General features: G+C 60.1%; 18 protein-coding genes. 6 read left to right on the top strand and 12 right to left on the bottom strand.

All coding sequences use genetic code 11. The features are described from left to right. The first annotated feature begins 87 nt into the window (after positions 1–87). Positions 88–1119 (top strand): L-glyceraldehyde 3-phosphate reductase, encoded by a 1032-nt coding sequence (mgrA, locus tag N5D22_RS11525; protein WP_279655123.1) that lies wholly within the window; start codon positions 88–90, stop codon positions 1117–1119. A gap of 190 nt (positions 1120–1309) precedes the next feature. After that, complete coding sequence (locus N5D22_RS11520; RefSeq protein ID WP_279655122.1) at positions 1310–1636, top strand: RcnB family protein; 327 nt, start codon at positions 1310–1312, stop codon at positions 1634–1636. 235 nt (positions 1637–1871) lie between these two features. Here N5D22_RS11520 and gndA read toward each other — a convergent pair whose 3' ends face one another. The 5 genes from gndA to ccoG form a co-directional block, all read right to left on the bottom strand. Next, the gene (gndA, locus tag N5D22_RS11515) at positions 1872–3302 is read right to left on the bottom strand and encodes an NADP-dependent phosphogluconate dehydrogenase (protein ID WP_279655121.1); all 1431 of its coding nucleotides are present in this window, start codon (positions 3300–3302) and stop codon (positions 1872–1874) included. Between the two features lie 163 nt (positions 3303–3465). Then, the gene (gene ccoS / locus N5D22_RS11510; RefSeq protein WP_035223387.1) at positions 3466–3624 is read right to left on the bottom strand and encodes a cbb3-type cytochrome oxidase assembly protein CcoS; all 159 of its coding nucleotides are present in this window, start codon (positions 3622–3624) and stop codon (positions 3466–3468) included. Then, positions 3621–5912, bottom strand: a complete 2292-nt coding sequence (locus N5D22_RS11505; protein ID WP_279655120.1) for a cation-translocating P-type ATPase — start codon at positions 5910–5912, stop codon at positions 3621–3623. The genes ccoS and N5D22_RS11505 overlap by 4 nt, the downstream gene beginning before the upstream one ends. Beyond that, on the bottom strand, positions 5909–6409 hold the full coding sequence (locus N5D22_RS11500; protein ID WP_020813183.1) for a FixH family protein: 501 nt from the start codon (positions 6407–6409) through the stop codon (positions 5909–5911). The genes N5D22_RS11505 and N5D22_RS11500 overlap by 4 nt, the downstream gene beginning before the upstream one ends. Beyond that, entirely contained in the window at positions 6406–7989 is a 1584-nt protein-coding gene (gene ccoG, locus N5D22_RS11495; RefSeq protein WP_279655119.1) for a cytochrome c oxidase accessory protein CcoG, read from the bottom strand. The genes N5D22_RS11500 and ccoG overlap by 4 nt, the downstream gene beginning before the upstream one ends. 119 nt (positions 7990–8108) lie before the next feature. On the opposite strand from ccoG, the gene N5D22_RS11490 reads away from it, so the two are divergent. After that, complete coding sequence (locus tag N5D22_RS11490) at positions 8109–8513, top strand: SRPBCC family protein (RefSeq protein ID WP_279655118.1); 405 nt, start codon at positions 8109–8111, stop codon at positions 8511–8513. Between the two features lie 11 nt (positions 8514–8524). Beyond that, positions 8525–8881 (top strand): VOC family protein, encoded by a 357-nt coding sequence (locus N5D22_RS11485; RefSeq protein WP_279655117.1) that lies wholly within the window; start codon positions 8525–8527, stop codon positions 8879–8881. A 182-nt stretch (positions 8882–9063) separates the two neighbouring features. Here N5D22_RS11485 and ccoP read toward each other — a convergent pair whose 3' ends face one another. From ccoP to cobU, 5 genes are all read right to left on the bottom strand, one after another. Beyond that, positions 9064–9927: a cytochrome-c oxidase, cbb3-type subunit III gene (gene ccoP / locus N5D22_RS11480; protein WP_279655116.1), complete on the bottom strand. Its 864-nt coding sequence runs from the start codon at positions 9925–9927 to the stop codon at positions 9064–9066. Positions 9928–9930: 3 nt separating this feature from the next. After that, positions 9931–10083 (bottom strand): cbb3-type cytochrome c oxidase subunit 3, encoded by a 153-nt coding sequence (locus N5D22_RS11475; protein ID WP_279655115.1) that lies wholly within the window; start codon positions 10081–10083, stop codon positions 9931–9933. 13 nt (positions 10084–10096) lie between these two features. Continuing rightward, positions 10097–10828 carry a cytochrome-c oxidase, cbb3-type subunit II gene (gene ccoO, locus N5D22_RS11470; protein WP_279655114.1) on the bottom strand — a complete coding sequence of 244 codons (732 nt, stop codon included), beginning with the start codon at positions 10826–10828 and terminating at the stop codon, positions 10097–10099. Between the two features lie 10 nt (positions 10829–10838). Beyond that, positions 10839–12485 carry a cytochrome-c oxidase, cbb3-type subunit I gene (gene ccoN / locus N5D22_RS11465; protein WP_279655113.1) on the bottom strand — a complete coding sequence of 549 codons (1647 nt, stop codon included), beginning with the start codon at positions 12483–12485 and terminating at the stop codon, positions 10839–10841. 237 nt (positions 12486–12722) lie between these two features. Next, positions 12723–13244 (bottom strand): bifunctional adenosylcobinamide kinase/adenosylcobinamide-phosphate guanylyltransferase, encoded by a 522-nt coding sequence (cobU, locus tag N5D22_RS11460; protein ID WP_279655112.1) that lies wholly within the window; start codon positions 13242–13244, stop codon positions 12723–12725. 501 nt (positions 13245–13745) lie between these two features. Here cobU and N5D22_RS11455 point away from each other — a divergent pair. After that, positions 13746–14438, top strand: a complete 693-nt coding sequence (locus N5D22_RS11455) for a DUF599 domain-containing protein (protein WP_279655510.1) — start codon at positions 13746–13748, stop codon at positions 14436–14438. 67 nt (positions 14439–14505) lie between these two features. Next, on the top strand, positions 14506–15471 hold the full coding sequence (locus tag N5D22_RS11450) for a DUF1624 domain-containing protein (protein ID WP_279655111.1): 966 nt from the start codon (positions 14506–14508) through the stop codon (positions 15469–15471). A gap of 254 nt (positions 15472–15725) precedes the next feature. Here the strand turns inward: N5D22_RS11450 and N5D22_RS11445 are convergent, their stop codons facing one another. Together N5D22_RS11445 and mgtE are read right to left on the bottom strand one after the other, a co-directional pair. Further along, positions 15726–16112, bottom strand: a complete 387-nt coding sequence (locus N5D22_RS11445; protein ID WP_279655110.1) for a MerR family DNA-binding transcriptional regulator — start codon at positions 16110–16112, stop codon at positions 15726–15728. Between the two features lie 71 nt (positions 16113–16183). Next, positions 16184–17611, bottom strand: coding sequence for a magnesium transporter (gene mgtE, locus N5D22_RS11440; protein WP_279655109.1), 1428 nt, complete (start codon positions 17609–17611; stop codon positions 16184–16186). Positions 17612–17668 lie beyond the last annotated feature (57 nt).

Here is a 17668-nt window from a genome sequence, read left to right as displayed (position 1 = left end):
TGACAGGCGAACCCACGCCTGTCTTCATCGGTTCAAAGGGTTGCCGGGTTCTCCGGCAACCAGTCATCAGCAAGCGGAGGAAGACCCATGGTTTGGCAACCGGCCGAAAACCGATACGCATCCATGAAATACAATCATTGCGGCAAGACCGGCCTGAAGCTGCCGGCGATTTCGCTCGGGCTCTGGCACAATTTCGGCAATGACACGCCGCATCAGACCAAACAGGCCATCTGCCGCCGCGCCTTCGATCTCGGCATCACCCATTTCGATCTCGCCAACAATTACGGCCCGCCGCCCGGCAGCGCCGAAACCGCCTTCGGCGAAATCCTCAAGACGGATTTCGCCGGTTATCGCGACGAGATGATCATCTCCTCCAAGGCCGGTTACAACATGTGGCCCGGCCCCTATGGCGAATGGGGCAGTCGCAAATACGTAATCGCCTCCTGCGACCAGAGCCTGAAACGCATGGGCCTGGATTACGTCGATATCTTCTATTCCCACCGTTTCGACCCCAATACGCCGCTTGAGGAAACCTGCGGCGCGCTGGACCAGATCGTGCGTTCGGGCAAGGCGCTTTATGTCGGCATATCCTCCTACAACTCGAAGCGCACCCGCGAGGCCGCCGCGATCCTGAAGGATCTCGGCACGCCCTGCATCATCCACCAGCCGAGCTATTCGATGATCAATCGCTGGATCGAGGAAGACGGTCTCGTCGATACGCTGGAGGAACTGGGCATCGGCTCCATCGTCTTCTCGCCGCTGGCGCAGGGCATGTTGACGACGAAATATCTCGGCGGCGTGCCTGATGGCAGCCGCGCATCGCAGAGCAAGTCGCTGAACCCGGCCTTCCTCAACGAGCGCAATGTCGAAAACATCCGCGCGCTGAACAGCATCGCCGAGCGGCGCGGCCAGACGCTGGCGCAGATGGCGATTGCCTGGGTTCTGCGTGGCGGCCGCATCACCTCGGCGCTGATCGGCGCAAGCCGTGTCGAGCAGGTCGAGGATTGCGTGAAGGCGCTCGACAAGCCCGATTTCACCGCCGAGGAGCTGGCGGAGATCGATCGTTATGCCAAGGACGCGGATATCAACCTCTGGGCAAAATCCGCCGAACGCGTCTGATAAAGACACGGGCCGCCCGGTTCCGCCGGGCGGCCACACCCACGCAAAATGGTGGCCAAAATCTCAAAACAAGAGATTAACACGCACCGCTAACCGTTAATAACCATTACATAAATGTAATTTTAAATTCAGTTTCCGTTCATTCGTTTATTCGTAAGTTCTTCTCATCTAAACCCGAGAGGAAACATTCATGAAAAAGTTTGTCACCATTCTTCTGGCCGCCACTGTTCTTGCAGCTCCCATGGCCCAGGCGCAAAGCCGTTATGACGATCGCCACCGTGGCGTCACCGTCGAGCGTCAGGTCACCACCAAGAAGGTCATCGTCAAGAAGCAGCGTTGGGATCGCGGCCAGCGCCTGTCCGCGGGCGAGCGCCGGAACGTTATCGATCGCCGCGACTATCGCCGTTACCGCCTTGCCGAGCCGCGTCGCGACCAGCGCTGGGTGCGCGTCGACAACCAGTTCCTGCTCATCAACGCCGTGAGCGGCCTGATCGTCGGCCTCGCCGCCGCCCGCTGAGTGCAGTCACCGGATACAATGACAAGGCCCGCGCGAGCGGGCCTGACAATTTTTTACGAATATCGCTCAACATTCGACGTCATCCTCGGGCTTGACCCGAGGATCCATTGATCGCAATGGGCTGTGGATTCTCGGGTCAAGCCCGAGAATGACGAAGGAGAGGTTTCAGCATTATCCACCAAGTAAAAAGGGTCGGCTCAAAGCCGACCCTTTTGTCGTTTGTCGTTTCAGCCGATCAGAAAATGTCGGCGCCGCTGCCCCAAGGGCCATGCGGCTTGTCGACACCGTCGGTGCGTTCGAAACCATGCGCGCCGAAGAAGTCGCGCTGCGCCTGAATGAGGTTGGCGCTGCCGCGGCCACGGCGATAGGCGTCGAAATAACCGAGCGCCGAAGCCAGAGCCGAAACCGGCAGGCCCGACAGGACGGCATAAGAAACCACGCGGCGCAGCGGCGCGTCGGTATCCTTGACGATGGCGGAGAAGGCCGGCGTCACGATGAGGTTGGCCACATGCGGATCCTTGGTGAAGGCCGAGGTGATCTCATCGAGGAATTCCGAGCGGATGATGCAACCGGCGCGCCAGATGCGCGCGATCGTCGGCATCGGCAGGTTCCAGTTGAACTCCTTCGAAGCGGCCGACATGATGGCGAAGCCCTGCGCATAAGCGCCGACCTTGGCGGCCAGAAGCGCGCTTTCCAGATCGGCGATGAAGGCCTTTTTGTCAGCAGGCGCCGCTGCAAGGGTCGGCAGGCCGAAGATCTTCTCGGCAGCCTCGCGCTCATCCTTCTGCGACGACAGGATACGGGCAGCCACGGCCGCCTCGATGGCGGTTGCAGCGACGCCCATGTTCTGCGCCTCGATGACCGACCACTTGCCGGTGCCCTTCTGGCCGGCCTTGTCGAGGATCAGATCGACCATCGGCTTGCCGGTGATCGGATCGGCGGCGCGCAAAACCTTCTCGGTGATTTCGATCAGGTAGGAATTCAGGCGACCCTTGTTCCACTCGGCGAACACGTCGGCGATTTCGACGGCGCTCATGCCAAGGCCGTCACGCAGAATGCCGTAGATTTCGGCGATCATCTGCATATCGGCATATTCGATGCCGTTATGGATGGTCTTGACGAAATGGCCAGCGCCGTCATTGCCGAGCCATGCCACGCACGGATCGTTGTTGTATTTGGCGGAAATGGAAGTCAGCACCTTTTCAACGCGCTTCCAGCTATCCTCGGTGCCGCCGACCATGATCGACGGTCCATGGCGCGCGCCTTCTTCACCGCCGGAAACGCCCATGCCGATAAAGGTCAGGCCGCTATCCTTCAGATTGTCGAAACGGCGGATCGTATCGCGGAAATTCGCATTGCCGGCATCGATCATGATGTCGCCGTTGGCGAGATGCGGTTTCAGGATTTCCATCTGCTGGTCGACCGGATCGCCGGCCTTGATCATGATGATGATCGGGCGCGGAGGGCGAATGGCGGCGACGAATTCCTCGATGGTTTCGCAGGGGATCAACTGTCCCTGCAAGTCCCCAGCCTCGGCGTAGAATTTTTTCGTCGCTTCAGGGGTTCGGTTGAATACGGCAATCTTGTTGCCCTTTTCCGCGATGTTCAACGCCAGGTTCGAGCCCATGACGCCGAGACCGATCAAACCGATTTCTGCCTGTTCCACGGATGTGCCTCCATCTTGCTTTTAGGTGGTCGTGTTGTGGCACTGTAATGAACAAACGGCAAGGCTGGGGGCGACTGAAACGATTAAATTTTGATGACGCAAATCAGCTTTGCATATTTGCGACAGGTCGAGGCCAGTTCAAAACTGACCTTTTGTTTCCCCATCAAGATGGCCGTGGCCGGTCATCACCATCATCGATTACCCTCCAGGCGGCCCCGTCCATATCGTCATACTGCCCTGATCGAACCGACCAGAGGAAAGCGAAAAGGCCGAGCGCGCCCAGAAACAGCGCGACGGGAATGAGATAGATCAGCATGTTCATGCCAGTTGCGCCCCCTCGCCTGCAAATCCGGTCTTTGCGTCGTTCTGGGGACGGATGGTTTCAGCCACACCGGCAAGCCGCAGGGCATTGGCGACAACGATCAGCGAAGACGTCGACATGGCGATGGCCGCGATCATCGGCGTCGCGTAACCGGCAATCGCAATCGGCACGGCAATGATGTTATAGCCTATGGCAAGCGCGAAGTTCTGCCGTATCAGCCTTCCTGCCCGCTGTGATGTCTCGATTGCGAAAGGCACGGCATCGAGATCCTCCTGCATGAACACAAAATCGGCGGCCTGCCGGCCGATATCGGCGGCGGTGGCGGGCGCCATGGACACATGCGCGGCGGCGAGCGCCGGCGCGTCGTTGATACCGTCTCCCACCATCAGCACCCTGCGGCCCTCGCCGGCAAGCTCAGCGCAGCGCGCCGCCTTGTCCTTCGGCGAAAGGTCCGCATGCCAGTTGCCGATCCCCAGCCGTTGCGCCATGGCGCTGACGGCGGCGGCCCGGTCACCCGAAACGATTTCCTGCATCAGGCCCCGCACTGAGAGATTACGCAGAGCCGCAACCGTACCCGCGCGCGGATTATCCTCGAAACCGAAGCTCGCCAGTTGATGGCCATCGAGCGACAGCACCACCTCCGACCGCGCATCGCCATTGTCGGTCCGTGCCTCATCCGGGCAGGCGAAACGGCGATTGCCGAGCCGGTAGATGCCAGCTTCCGTCTCGGCCTCGACGCCCGAACCCGGAATTTCCCGCACCAACTCATAGGCCGGCAAGGCACCGTTATAAGCGGCATGCAGGGCTTTCGAGAGAGGATGCCGCGAATGGGCGGCAAGCCCGGCCGCAATCGCCATGGTGGCGGGCTTCACATCGCCGGTCTCGACCAATCTCGGTTTGCCGATGGTCAGCGTCCCGGTCTTGTCGAACAGCACAGTATCGATTTCGGCCAGCCGCTCCATGGCCGAGCCTTCCTTGACCATAATGCCGTGCCGGAAAAGCCTTCCAGCGGCCACCACCTGCACGACGGGAACGGCAAGGCCAAGCGCGCAGGGGCAGGTGATGATGAGAACCGCAATGGCGATCAGCATCGCCTGTTTCCAGTCACCGCCGAAAATGCCCCAGCCGAGAAACGTCACCAGTGCAAGAAGATGCACCATGGGAGAATAATAGCTCGCGGCACGATCTGCGATGCGCCGGTAACGCGCCCGCCCGCCTTCGGCCGCCTCCATCAACCCGATGACTTCCGAGAGGAAGGAATCCTTCGCCGATGCCGTCACACGCGCAGTCAGCGAACCGGTGAGATTGAGCGTGCCAGCCTGAAGGCTGTCGCCTGCCGCAACGCGACGCGGCGCGCTTTCACCATTGACGATGGACATGTCGAGATCGCTGCTACCAGAGACGACCACGGCATCCACGGCCACGCGGTCGCCAGCCGCAATCGCAATCGACATTCCCGGCTGGATATCGGCAAGCGGCCGATACTCCCGCGTTCCATTCTCACCGATCACCGTTGCCCCGCGCGGCGAAAGCCGGGCAAGCCCGGCAATGGCCGAGCGCGCCTTGTCGCGCATGATATGATCCAACGTGCGTCCGATGAGCAGGAAGAACAGCAGCGACACGGTCGCATCGAACCAGGCATGTTCGCCGTGATGGATCGTCTCCCACAGGGAGATGACATAGGAAAGCGTGATGGCGAGTGCGATCGGCACGTCCATATTGGTGCGGCCATGTTTCAGCGCGTTCCAGGCAGATTGGTAGAAGAAACGCCCGCCATAAATCAGCGCCGGCGCGGCGATCATCGCCGAAATCCAGTGGAACATGTCGCGCGTCGCCGCATCCGCCCCCGACCAGACGGAGACGGACAGAAGCATGATATTGGCGGAAGCAAAACCGCACAGCGCCACCGCCCTTGTCAGCTGCGAACGCAAGGCGTCCGAGGCATCCTGCCCGCTGGCGAAAAGATGCGTGCGATATCCCGTCGCAAGAATGGCGCGAGCAAGATCGGCGGGATCGGTCCTGACGCCATTGACCTCTTCCTTCCAGACAACCGCCACACGTTTGGACGACAGGTTCACCCGCGCCCGTTCCACCTGCGGCAAACGGTTAAGCGCGGTCTCGATGGTTGTGATGCAGGCGCCGCAATAAACATCCGGCACGCTGAGATCGGTCTGGCGCAACCCCTGCCCCAGATCGCGGCTCGCCAGCAGCAACTCCTCCGACGATGGCGGATTGACCGGCTCGCCGAGTTGCAGCGAACCTTCGGTTCCCGGTGCGCAGCAGCTCATTGGCGCCCCCTGATGACGGCGATCCGCGTGCCCTCATGCACGATGATCCGGCCGTCCTTGACGGCGGTAACCTCGACGATCCATTGGCCCGGCAGCATATCATGCGGTCCGGTGAAGACGCCGGTGGAAACCGGGGTCAGTTCCATGTCGAAATTCTGGCGTTCCCCGACAGGGCGGCGAAAATGCGCCGTCACCTTATCGGTGTCGACCGGGCCGGTGTCGGGATGAAACACCTCGTAACGCACCGTCTTTTCATCCACGATGAGCTTGCCCTTGATACCGGTCGCAGCCCTTGCCTTGGCGGCTTCCGCCTTGGCGTTGAACTGCTGGCTGGCCACATAGGTATTGGGCACGACAAGCCCGCTCCAGCTGTTGACCGCGTTCCAGGCCATCACCATGTTGACGGTGATGACGGTGCCGAAAAACAGCAGCATGACACCCAGCATATGCCAGCCGGTGAACGTGAAACCGGACGTCTGGCGATTGTTCACGGTCATTTTTTCACTCCCGGAGCGTTGAAGACAGCATCGTAGCGGGCCGTCTCATGGCCGCCCGTATCGCTGACGATGAATTCGAAGTTTTCCGCCGCCCGCGCCACATCCTCGCCCGGCAGGGTGACGAAGACCTTCAGCGTCGTCGCCTCGTCCGGCTCCACCGTCACCTCGAAGGTGCGCGCGGCCGTGTCCGGCATGCCGTTGATCTTCATCACCGCATTCGGAATGCCTTCTATGGTCAGGCTCATTATGCGCGGCTGCGGCACCATGTTGAGAATGCGCACCGTATAGCCGTTGCGAATGGAACCGTTCGATTCCAGCACATATTGCGGATTGCGGTCGTGCAGGACATTCAGCGCCAGCCGCTCCCGCGTCACCAGTGCAAACAGCATGCCGATGCCGACCGCCGACCATATGGCCGTGTAAAGCAGCGTGCGCGGCCGGAAGACGATGCGCCAGTTGAAGTGGCGGACACTCTTCCTGAAGCTGCCGTCCTCCTCGCGCACATTGGCGGGGCGGATGGCATGCTCACCATTGCCGGTCGCCAGCGCCATGTTGGACTGATATTCGGCAAGCGTCGCATAGGCGATCAGCCCGCGCGGCTTGCCGACCTTGTCCATCACCCCGTCACAGGCATCGATGCAGAGCGCGCAGGTGATGCATTCCAGCTGCTGCCCGTCCCTGATGTCGATGCCCATGGGACAGACCGCGACACAGGCATTGCAATCGACGCAATCGCCGATGCTCTCCCCAGCTGCCGCAGCCTTCTTGGCGTGCCGCGAGCGCGGTTCGCCGCGCCAGTCATTATAGGTAACGACAAGCGAATTCTCATCCAGCATCGCCGCTTGGATGCGCGGCCAGGGACACATATAGGTGCAGACCTGTTCCCGCATCAGCCCGCCGAAGACATAGGTGGTGGCGGTGAGGATGGCGACAGTGGAATAGGCGATCATCGGCGCCTGCCCGGTCATGAACTGCATCGCCAGCGTCGGCGCATCGGCGAAATAGAAAATCCAGGCGCCGCCGGTCAGAACGCCGATCACCAGCCAGATCGCGTGTTTCAGCACCCGCTTGCGCAATTTGCCGAATGTGAAGGGCGCCGCATCCAGTTTCATGCGCGCATTCCTGTCGCCCTCTATCGCCCGTTCGACCACCAGGAACAGGTCGACCCAGACGGTCTGCGGACAGGTGTAACCGCACCATGCGCGCCCGACGGCTGATGTGACGAGAAACAGTCCCAGCCCCGCCATGACCAGCAGGCCGGCAACAAAAAAGAACTCCTGCGGCCAGATTTCGATGAAGAAGAAATAAAAGCGCCGGTTGGCGATATCGATCAGCACTGCCTGATCGGGCGCATAGGGACCGCGGTCCCAGCGCAGGAACGGCGTCAGATAATAGATGCCGAGCGTGACCAGCATCACCAGCCATTTGAACCGCCGGAACCTGCCTTCGGCGCGCTTCGGAAAAATCTTCTTGCGCGCTTCGTAAAGCGGTTTGCGCGTTTTTGCGGAATTGACGGCTTCCGCCTCCAGCCTTTCGACGGGCTGTTGCGGGCGATCCTGTCCGGCGCGATAGATGTTCATGATAGGAGTCCGTTTTTATCTCCTTGCTTTCTCCCATCTCCCCGGTGAAACATCCTTGACTTGCATCAAGTGACGACAAAGTGGCGCAGTATGGGAACGCGCCGCCAAGGGAGGATGAAATGCCTGTCATGCAGTCGAGAATCATTCATCTGTCGATCGAAAAACCCTGGAGCCATGTCTACGACTTCGCCTCCGACCCGCAGAACATGCCGCGCTGGGCGGCAGGTCTTGGCGGCGGGCTGACGCCTGATGGCGAAGACTGGATCGCCGATGGCGGACCGCTTGGCGAGGTGCGCGTGAATTTCGCGCCCACCAACGAATTCGGCGTCATCGACCATGTCGTCACATTGCCTGACGGGCTGAAGGTCTATAACGCCCTCAGGGTAACGCCGAATGGCAGCGGTACCGAAGTGAGCTTCACGCTGCTTCGGCTTGAAGGCATGACGGACGAGGATTTCGAGCAGGACGCCAAGGCGGTCACGGCCGATCTCGAAACGCTGAAGTCGCTGCTTGAAGCGGATTGATGGAGTGGACGATGACAGAAAATACCAATGACCGGCGCATCGACTATGTCGAATTCAACGTCGCCGATATCGAGCGCAGCAAGGAGTTTTACGGCGGCGCCTTCGGCTGGTCCTTCAAGGATTACGGTCCACAATATTGCGAGTTTTCCGATGGCCGGCTGACCGGCGGTTTCACAACCACGGCGCCGGTATCGGCCAAGGGCGGACCGCTCGTCATTCTTTACGCCGCCGATATCGAGGATGTGCAACGACGCGTCGAAGCCGCCGGCGGGCAGATCAGCGTCGCGATCTTCGCCTTTCCGGGCGGCCGGCGTTTCCATTTCGCCGATCCGGACGGATATGAACTGGCCGTCTGGTCGGATCGATAAAGAAAGGCCGCGTCGCGGCCCGTCTTCTGAACCTCTCCTCCGTCATCCTCGGGCTTGACCCGAGGATCCACAGCGGGTGGCACCATGGATCCTCGGGTCAAGCCCGAGGATGACTTGGAGTGTGTGGGGGCGCAACCTCAGGGGCCGCATCACGTGGCCCCCTCCTTCTCTGTCTCAAGCAATCACTCACCGCCACCAAGCGAATGAACGAAGATCGCCAGCTGCTTGACCGTCGTATCGCCGAGGCGCTCGCCCCAGGCGGGCATGACCCCGTGCTTGGGCGACCGTATCTGCGAGACAATCCCCTCTTCGCCCTGCGACTTTAGCCAGATCGCATCGGCAAGATTGGGCGCGCCGAATTCGCGATTGCCCTTGGCGTCTTCCCCGTGGCACGAGGCGCAATTGTCGGCAAAGAGCTGCTTGCCGGGCTCCACCAGCGCCGGGTTGGAGGGGGTGCCGGTGAGACTGACGACATAGGCGGCAACCTCGCGGATTTCGTTCGACTGGAGGATATCGCTAAAGGCCGGCATTTCCGAAGCACGCGTATCCGCATCGTCGGCAAAACGAATGCCATGCTTCACCGTCGTATAGATGTCGTCGACGCTGCCGCCCCACATCCAGTCGTCATCGTTGAGGTTGGGATAGCCCTGCCCGCCTTCAGCACCCGAACCGTGACACTGAATGCAATTGACCTTGAAAGCGGCAGCGCCGCCGGAAAGGGCAAATTGCATCAGCGTCGGGTCCGCCTGAATGTCGGCAAGCGACGAATTGGCAATCTTGTCGACAAAGACGCTTTGCGACTGTTTTGCATCGGCAATTTCGGCGGCGATGTCGCCACGGCTGCTCCAGCCGAGCAACCCTTGCGTCGCCCCGTTGATCAGCGGCCACGCCGGATAGGCGATGGTGTAGCCGATGGCCCAGAGGATCGTGAAATAGAAGGTCCACACCCACCAGCGGGGCATGGGATTGTTCAGTTCGCGGATACCGTCCCATTCATGGCCGGTGGTTTCGACGCCGCTGATGTCATCAATGTGTTTTTCGGACATATCTTAGTCCTCCCTGAGCGGAATGCTGGCGGCATCGTCCGCGGCTTGTCTCGAGCCGGGGCGAAGGGTGAAAACGACGACGCCGGCAAAGAACAGGGTCATGGCAAGCAGGCCCCAGCTGTCGGCGAAGTGGCGCATGGCCGTATAGGTTTCCATGGTTCACACCTCCTCACCGGTATCCGGCGGCATCGTCATAGGTCGAGAAATCGACCAGCGTGCCGAGCATCTGCAGATAGGCGACCAGCGCATCCATTTCGGTGAGCTTGGCCGGATCACCATCGAAATCGCCGACCTTCGCCTTCGGGTAACGCGCCAGAAGTTCGCCCGTATCGGCATTGGGATCGGCCTGGGCCGCCAGATCGGCTGCGGATTTCTCGATCATCTCGTCGCTATAGGGCACGCCGACGGCGCGATTGGCCTTCAGCTCCATCGAGATATCGGTGATCTTCAGCGGCGTGGTCTTCAGGAAGGCATAGGACGGCATGATCGATTCCGGCACCACAGAGCGCGGATCGGCCAAGTGCTGCACGTGCCACTCGTTCGAATAACGATCACCGACACGCGCGAGGTCCGGGCCCGTGCGCTTGGAGCCCCACTGGAACGGATGGTCGTACATCGATTCCGCCGCCAGGCTGTAATGCCCGTAACGCTCCACCTCGTCGCGGAACGGCCGGATCATCTGGCTGTGGCAGACGTAACATCCCTCGCGGATGTAAATGTTGCGCCCGGCGAGCTCCAGCGGCGTATAGGGTCGCATGCCCTCCACCTTCTCGATGGTATTTTCGAGATAGAAGAGCGGTGCAATTTCCACGATGCCGCCGATGGAGACGACCAGCAGGGAGCCGACCAAGAGGAGTGTAGCGTTGCGTTCGATAACGCCGTGTTTGTCGAGTATGGACATCGGCCTCTCCTTATTCAGCGGGCTGTAGCGAACGGGTTTCGGCGGGCTGCGCCGAAGCCTCGGCATCCGTGTGGATACCTTCGTCGCGTTGATGACCGAGAATGGTCATCGTGACGTTGTAGGCCATGATGAGCGCGCCGCTGAGGAACATCAGACCGCCCAATGCACGCATCACGTAATAGGGGAACAGCGCCGCGACCGATTCCGCGAAGGAATAAACGAGGAAGCCTTGGCTATCATATTCGCGCCACATCAGCGCCTGCTGGATGCCTGCTACCCACATGACGGCGGCGTAAATGACGATGCCGAGCGTGGCGAGCCAGAAGTGCCAGTTGACCAGTTGCAGGCTGTAGAGACGCTCCCTGCCCCAGAGTTTCGGCGTCAGGTAATAGATTGCGCCGAAGGTGATCATGCCGTTCCAGCCGAGTGCGCCGGAATGAACATGGCCGATGGTCCAGTCGGTATAGTGGCTGAGCGAGTTGACGGCCTTGATCGACATCATCGGGCCTTCGAAGGTCGCCATGCCGTAAAAGGCAACCGCCATCACCATCATGCGCACGACGGGATCGGTACGGATCTTGTCCCATGCGCCGGAAAGCGTCATCAGGCCGTTGATCATCCCGCCCCAGGACGGCATCCACAACATGATCGAGAACACCATGCCGAGCGTCTGCGCCCAGTCCGGCAGCGCCGTATAGTGCAGATGGTGCGGGCCGGCCCAGATATACATGAAGATCAGCGCCCAGAAGTGGATGATCGACAGGCGGTAGGAATAGACCGGGCGGTTCACCTGCTTCGGGATGAAGTAGTACATCATGCCGAGGAAGCCGGCGGTGAGGAAGAAACCGACGGCGTTATGGCCGTACCACCATTGCGTCAGCGCATCCTGCACGCCCGAGAAGGCCGAGTAGCTCTTGACGCCGAGGAAGGAAACCGGAATCGCCAGATTGTTGACGATGTGCAGCATGGCGATGGTGACGATGAAGCTCAGATAGAACCAGTTCGCCACATAGATATGCGGCTCCTTGCGCGTCAGGATCGTACCGAGGAAGGTGACGAGATAGGCGACCCAGACAATGGTCAGCCAGATATCGACATACCATTCCGGCTCCGCATATTCACGGCCCTGCGTGATGCCGAGCAGATAGCCCGTGGCGGCCATGACGATGAAGAGATTGTAACCCCAGAACACGAACCAGCCGAGATTGCCGCCGAACAGGCGGGCGCGACAGGTTCTCTGCACCACATAGAAGGAGGTGGCGATCAGCGCATTTCCCCCGAAAGCGAAGATCACCGCCGATGTGTGCAGCGGCCGCATCCGGCCGAAATTGAAATAGGGCGCAATGTTGAGATCGGGAAAGGCGAGCTGAAGCGCCACCACGACGCCGACCAGAAAACCGACGACACCCCAGAATACGGTCGCGATGACGCCGTATTTCACTACCTCGTCGAAATATTCCGACTTGCGGCGGACGAGCGCGGCCGGATCGACCGGCGCGAAGGAAACACGGCGCAGCAGAAGCACCGTGCTGACCAGAAGCGTAAAGAACAGCACCCACATATGGGCGGCAAAAAGACTGTCATGGGCGAAGGCCGCCCCGAGCAACGCGAGAAAGGCCCCAAGCGCCACGATCGCGGTTTCTAACGTATAATTCATTGTTGGTTTCCCCCAACGTGCAAGCCGACCGACGAAAGGCTCAGGACACGCCTGGGAGGGCGGAAACATGCCTTTGCGTCGGTTGGAGCATTGCCACTGGCGGGGAAAGGCCACCTTGATCCAGATCAAGAAAGCGAAGCTGCCGCAGCCCCGTCAGGAAAGGGCGCTGCCGGCGGGAGAAACGACGCGGAAACCGGAAGAGATGATGAAGGAAATCCCGCTTTTACGGGTTTCGCGTCAGCCCTTCATCCTGAGCGGCAACCCGGCGGCGACAAGATAGACCTCGTCGACAATGGCGGCGACGCGCTGGTGCAGCCTGCCGGCATGATCGCGGAATTCACGCGCCATGCGGTTTTCCGGCACGATGCCGAGACCGACCTCGTTGGAGACGAAAATCAGCTTCGCCTGAGCCGATATAATCGCCGCCTCAACTGCCGTGAACGCAGCTTCGATATCGGCATTCTCCATCATCAGATTGGTGAGCCACAAGGTGAGGCAATCGATGAGAATGACATTTTCCGGCGCATCGAGACGTCCCAGCACAGTGGCAATATCGACCGGGGCTTCATGGGTGGTCCATTCGCCGCCGCGTCGTTCCTGATGATGGGTGATACGCTCGCGCATCTCATCGTCCCATGCCCGGCCGGTGGCCAGATAATGCAGGCTTCCGCCGGCAGTTACCGCGAGTTCCTCTGCAAAACGGGACTTGCCGGAGCGCGCGCCGCCAAGAATGAAAACGGAGCGGTTTTTGTCTGTCATCGGGAACCTGAAGGGAAAGGATGAAGCGGACCGGCATCTTTGCGATGTTGCAAGCCAGGGACAGGCGGACATGAAGGGAACGATTCGTAGAAAAAGGCGTCCCCCGGTTATTCACGCCGGACTGCCGCTGATACCGGGCCGGAGAGACAAAACCTGCCCGCAGGATGCGGGACATGGGAGCCTTGGCAACTCCGGATACCGGAAACACCGGTCCTCGTGAAAAGCTAGGTGCGAACGGCCGTCCTGTCAATCGGCCGTTGATGCTGACGGAAGATCAGTCGGAACCGGTACGCAAAACCTTACCCGGAACCGGCAGACCTCTTGTCCGCGACCGGATTGATAAAGCGACTTGGTTACCGGAAAGTTAGCGAAAAACCGAATGATGAAACCGCAACGGCAAAGGAGAATATCGGATGACGGCGACCGCCGCCATTGCCTTGCCATGGCCTTCAAATCAATATGCTTTCGAAGATTCGCAAACAGCAAGGTGACCTGCCCGTGATGGCCGTCATGGACTATATATCGATCGTCGTTTTCATCGTCCTGTGGGCCGCCTATACCCATATCACGACGGGATCGCGGCTGTTTTCGCGCGCCAGCCTCAATCAGGCCATGGCCGAGCGCCGGCGCGACTGGATCATGAATTCGCTGAAGCGCGACCTGAAGATGATCGACACCCAGATCATGGCCGGCCTGCAGAACGGCACAGCCTTCTTCGCCTCCACCTCCATCTTCGCCATTGGCGGCTGTTTCGCTCTGCTGGGTGCGACGGAGCAGGTCGAATCGGTGTTTCGCGACATGCCTTTCGTGCATTACTCCGGACGCACGGCCTTCGAACTGAAGGTCATCGGGCTCACCTGCCTGTTCGGTTATTCCTTCTTCAAATTCGGCTGGTCCTACCGCCTGTTCAACTATTGCACCATCCTCTTCGGCGCCATTCCCATGGTCCATGACGTCGGTGCGGACCGCGAGGCGGCCGAGCGCGCCGCCGAAAACGTCATAAAGATGAACATCATCGCTGCTAAGAACTTCAATGACGGCCTCAGGACCATCTTTCTGTCCATCGGCTATCTCGGCTGGTTCATCAGTCCCTACGTCTTCATCGCCAGCACCGTCATCATCATCGTGGCGCTCTTGCGCCGCCAGTTCTTTTCCGAGGCCCGGCGCGCCATCATGGAAGAAAACAGGCCTTGAAATCGCCGTACTTCAAGGGCCAAGCCACCTGAATGTCGGCCTCCTGAAAAGCTGAAAAACGGAAAACATGGACACGAACGCAGCCGCAAACGAAAACCGCCGCAAAGGCCGCATGGGCGGCCTCGACACCCTGCGCGGGCTGGCCCTCATCGCCATGGCGTCCTACCACTTCACCTGGAATCTGGAATATTTCGGCTATCTCGAACCCGGTACGGCAACCACCGGTCTCTGGAAGCTCTATGCGCGCGGCATCGCCAGCTCGTTCCTGTTTCTCGCCGGTTTCAGCCTCTTTCTCGCCCATGGCAAGGGCGTGAACTGGCCGTCCTTCGGCAAGCGTTTCGCGATGGTGGCCGGTTCGGCGCTGCTCATCACCGTCGCCACCTATTTCGCCTTTCCTGATAGCTTCATCTTCTTCGGCATCTTGCACAACATCGCCGCCGCAAGCCTTGTGGGGCTGCTGTTCCTGCGCGCCCCCGCGGCCGTGACGCTGCTTTTCGCGGTGATCGCTTTCATCCTGCCGCAATATCTGCAATCCGAGCTGTTCAACGCCAAATGGCTGGCCTGGATCGGTTTTTCCACCATGCCGCCCCGCTCGAACGATTATGTGCCGCTGCTGCCCTGGCTTGCGCCCTTCCTCGCCGGTCTCGCCGTCTCGCAATTCGTCACCCCGCGCGGCTGGCTCGACCGCTTTCGAAACCCGAGTTCACCCCGTAACCTGATCGCCGGCGCCGGACGTCACAGCCTCGCCTTCTACCTGATCCATCAGCCGGTGCTGATCGGTCTCGTTTATGTCCTGTCCGTCATCGCCCCGCCCCCGCCTGTCGATCAGGTCGAGCTTTACAAATCGAGCTGTGAAAAGAGTTGCGTCGAGCAGGCGAATGGGTTGGAACTGTGCCAGCGCTTCTGTGGCTGCACGCTGGAGAAACTGCAGGCGGAAAACCTGTTCGACATGATGATGGACGGCAAGCTAAACCCCGATCAGCAGACGAAGGTCAGCGAAGTGGCGCAACAGTGCACGGCTGAGGCGCAGTAGGCTCAGGTAGCCAGAACGTTAGCGCTTGCCGCCTTTTCTTCTCCCCGCCGGGGAGAAGGTGGCCCGAAGGGTCGGATGAGGGGGCAACGTCGGCGATAAATCGAGAGCTCGCCCACTCATCCCGCTACCTTCTCCCCGCCGGGGAGAAGAGACAAGCGAAACCCGCTCGTTCCATATGCAGCAAAGTGGAAAGGCTTAGAGCCATTCCCGACAATTACGTCAACGGAATAGCCAACACCGCTACAGGGCCGGGTTCACGTCCCGACGCCGATTTCGGCAAGCCGCGTCAGACAGGCTTCTTCGACATTGTCGAGTTCCGCCAGCGTTTCTTCGATGTCCTTGCGCTTTTGCCGAAGTTCGGCGCGCTTTTCATCGACCTTCCTCATCAGAAGCACCAATTGGCCCGATTCGCCCGGCGGTTCCTTGTAGACATGAATGATCTCGCGAATTTCGGAGATCGTGAAACCGATACGGCGGCCACGCAGGATTTCCTGAATGAGATGACGGTCGGCAGCCCTGAAAAGCCGCGTGCGCCCGCGGCGCTCAGGATGGATGAGCCCCTCGTCCTCGTAAAATCTCAAGGTACGGGTGGAAACACCGAATTCGCGTGTCAGTTCGGTTATGCTATAATACTTGTCCAAGGGCCTATCCGATTCATAACCGGATGATATTATTTGACCTTCACGTAAAAGTCAATTTTTGCCCAATTCTCCTATCCGGAAATACCATACCACCAGGTCGCGATGCCCAGAAAGGCGAAAAAACCGACAATATCGGTAACCGCCGTCACAAAGACCGCCGAGGAGACAGCCGGGTCTGCTCCGAACTTGTCGAGCACCAGCGGAATGAGAATGCCCGCCAGCGCCGCCGCCAGCATGTTGAGGCACATGGCCGTGGCGATGATGCCGCCAATATGGATATCCTGAAACCAGACACCGGCAACGACGCCGATGGCGCAGCCGAACAGCATGCCGTTCAGGATACCCACACCCGCCTCGCGCCTGATGATGCGGGCCGCATTGTGGATATCGAGGCTTTTGGTGGCAAGCGCCCGCACCGACACGGTCATGGTCTGCGATCCGGCGTTGCCGCCCATGCCGGCCACCGTCGGCATCAGGATCGCGAGCGCGACGATCTGCTGGATCGTTGCGTCGAACAGGCTGATGACCGACGCGGAGAGAAAGGCGGTGATGAGGTTGACGGCGAGCCACGGCACGCGCGAACGCGAGGTGCTGGCGATCGAGTCCGAGAGCTCTTCGTCACCCACACCGCCAAGACGCAGCAGATCCTCCTCGGCCTCTTCCTGAATCACGTCAACGACGTCATCGATGGTCAGCACACCCACCAGACGACCATTATTGTCGACCACGGCGGCGGAGAGAAGGTCGTATTGCTCGAAAAGCTGGGCCGCCTCTTCCTGGTCCATTTCGGCCGGGATCGAGTGATTCGTCTCGTGCATGATCGTTTCGATCTTCACCTGACGCTTGGCGCGCAGCACCTTGTCCAGATCGAGCGCGCCGACCAGCTTGAAGGTGGGATCGATGACGAAGATCTGCGTGAAGGAATCCGGCAGTTCCTCTTCTTCTCGCAGATAATCGATGGTCTGCCCCACGGTCCAGAACGGCGGCACGGCCACAAATTCCGTCTGCATGCGGCGGCCGGCCGAGCTTTCCGGGTAATCCAGCGCCCGCATCAGCCGCACGCGTTCGGTAAACGGCAGTTGCGAGAGAATATCCTCGCGGTCCTCGTCGTCGAGGTCTTCGAGAATATAGACGGCGTCGTCCGAATCGAGCTCGCCGATGCCGGCAGCGATCTGCTCGTTCGACATCTGGTCGACGATATCGAGACGGATGCCCTCATCCACCTCGGTCAGCGCCGTCATGTCGAAATCGGAACCGAGCAACCGCACAAGCGCGTGGCGTTGTTCCGGCAGGATGGATTCCAAGAGGTCGCCGAGTTCCGATTCATGCAGCCGCGCCACGTTCTTGCGCAGGAAGAGCAGGTCGCGGTCGGCAATCGCCGCACCCACCATCGTCAGAAAATCGGATCGAACCGAGCCGTCCTCGGCATAAATATCGGACGGCGCCTCTGTCGGCCTTACATCTTCGGGCGCAACAGCATCGTCGTCACGGTCTGTCATATGGCGTCCCCTCGTATTCAAATGCCGCAGTGCTCGGATGCGAAGGCAGAATGGCGT

This window comes from Agrobacterium sp. GD03872 (genome assembly GCF_029840625.1).
Taxonomy (GTDB): domain Bacteria; phylum Pseudomonadota; class Alphaproteobacteria; order Rhizobiales; family Rhizobiaceae; genus Agrobacterium; species Agrobacterium fabrum_A.
This window is presented reverse-complemented; position numbering and strand designations above follow the sequence as displayed.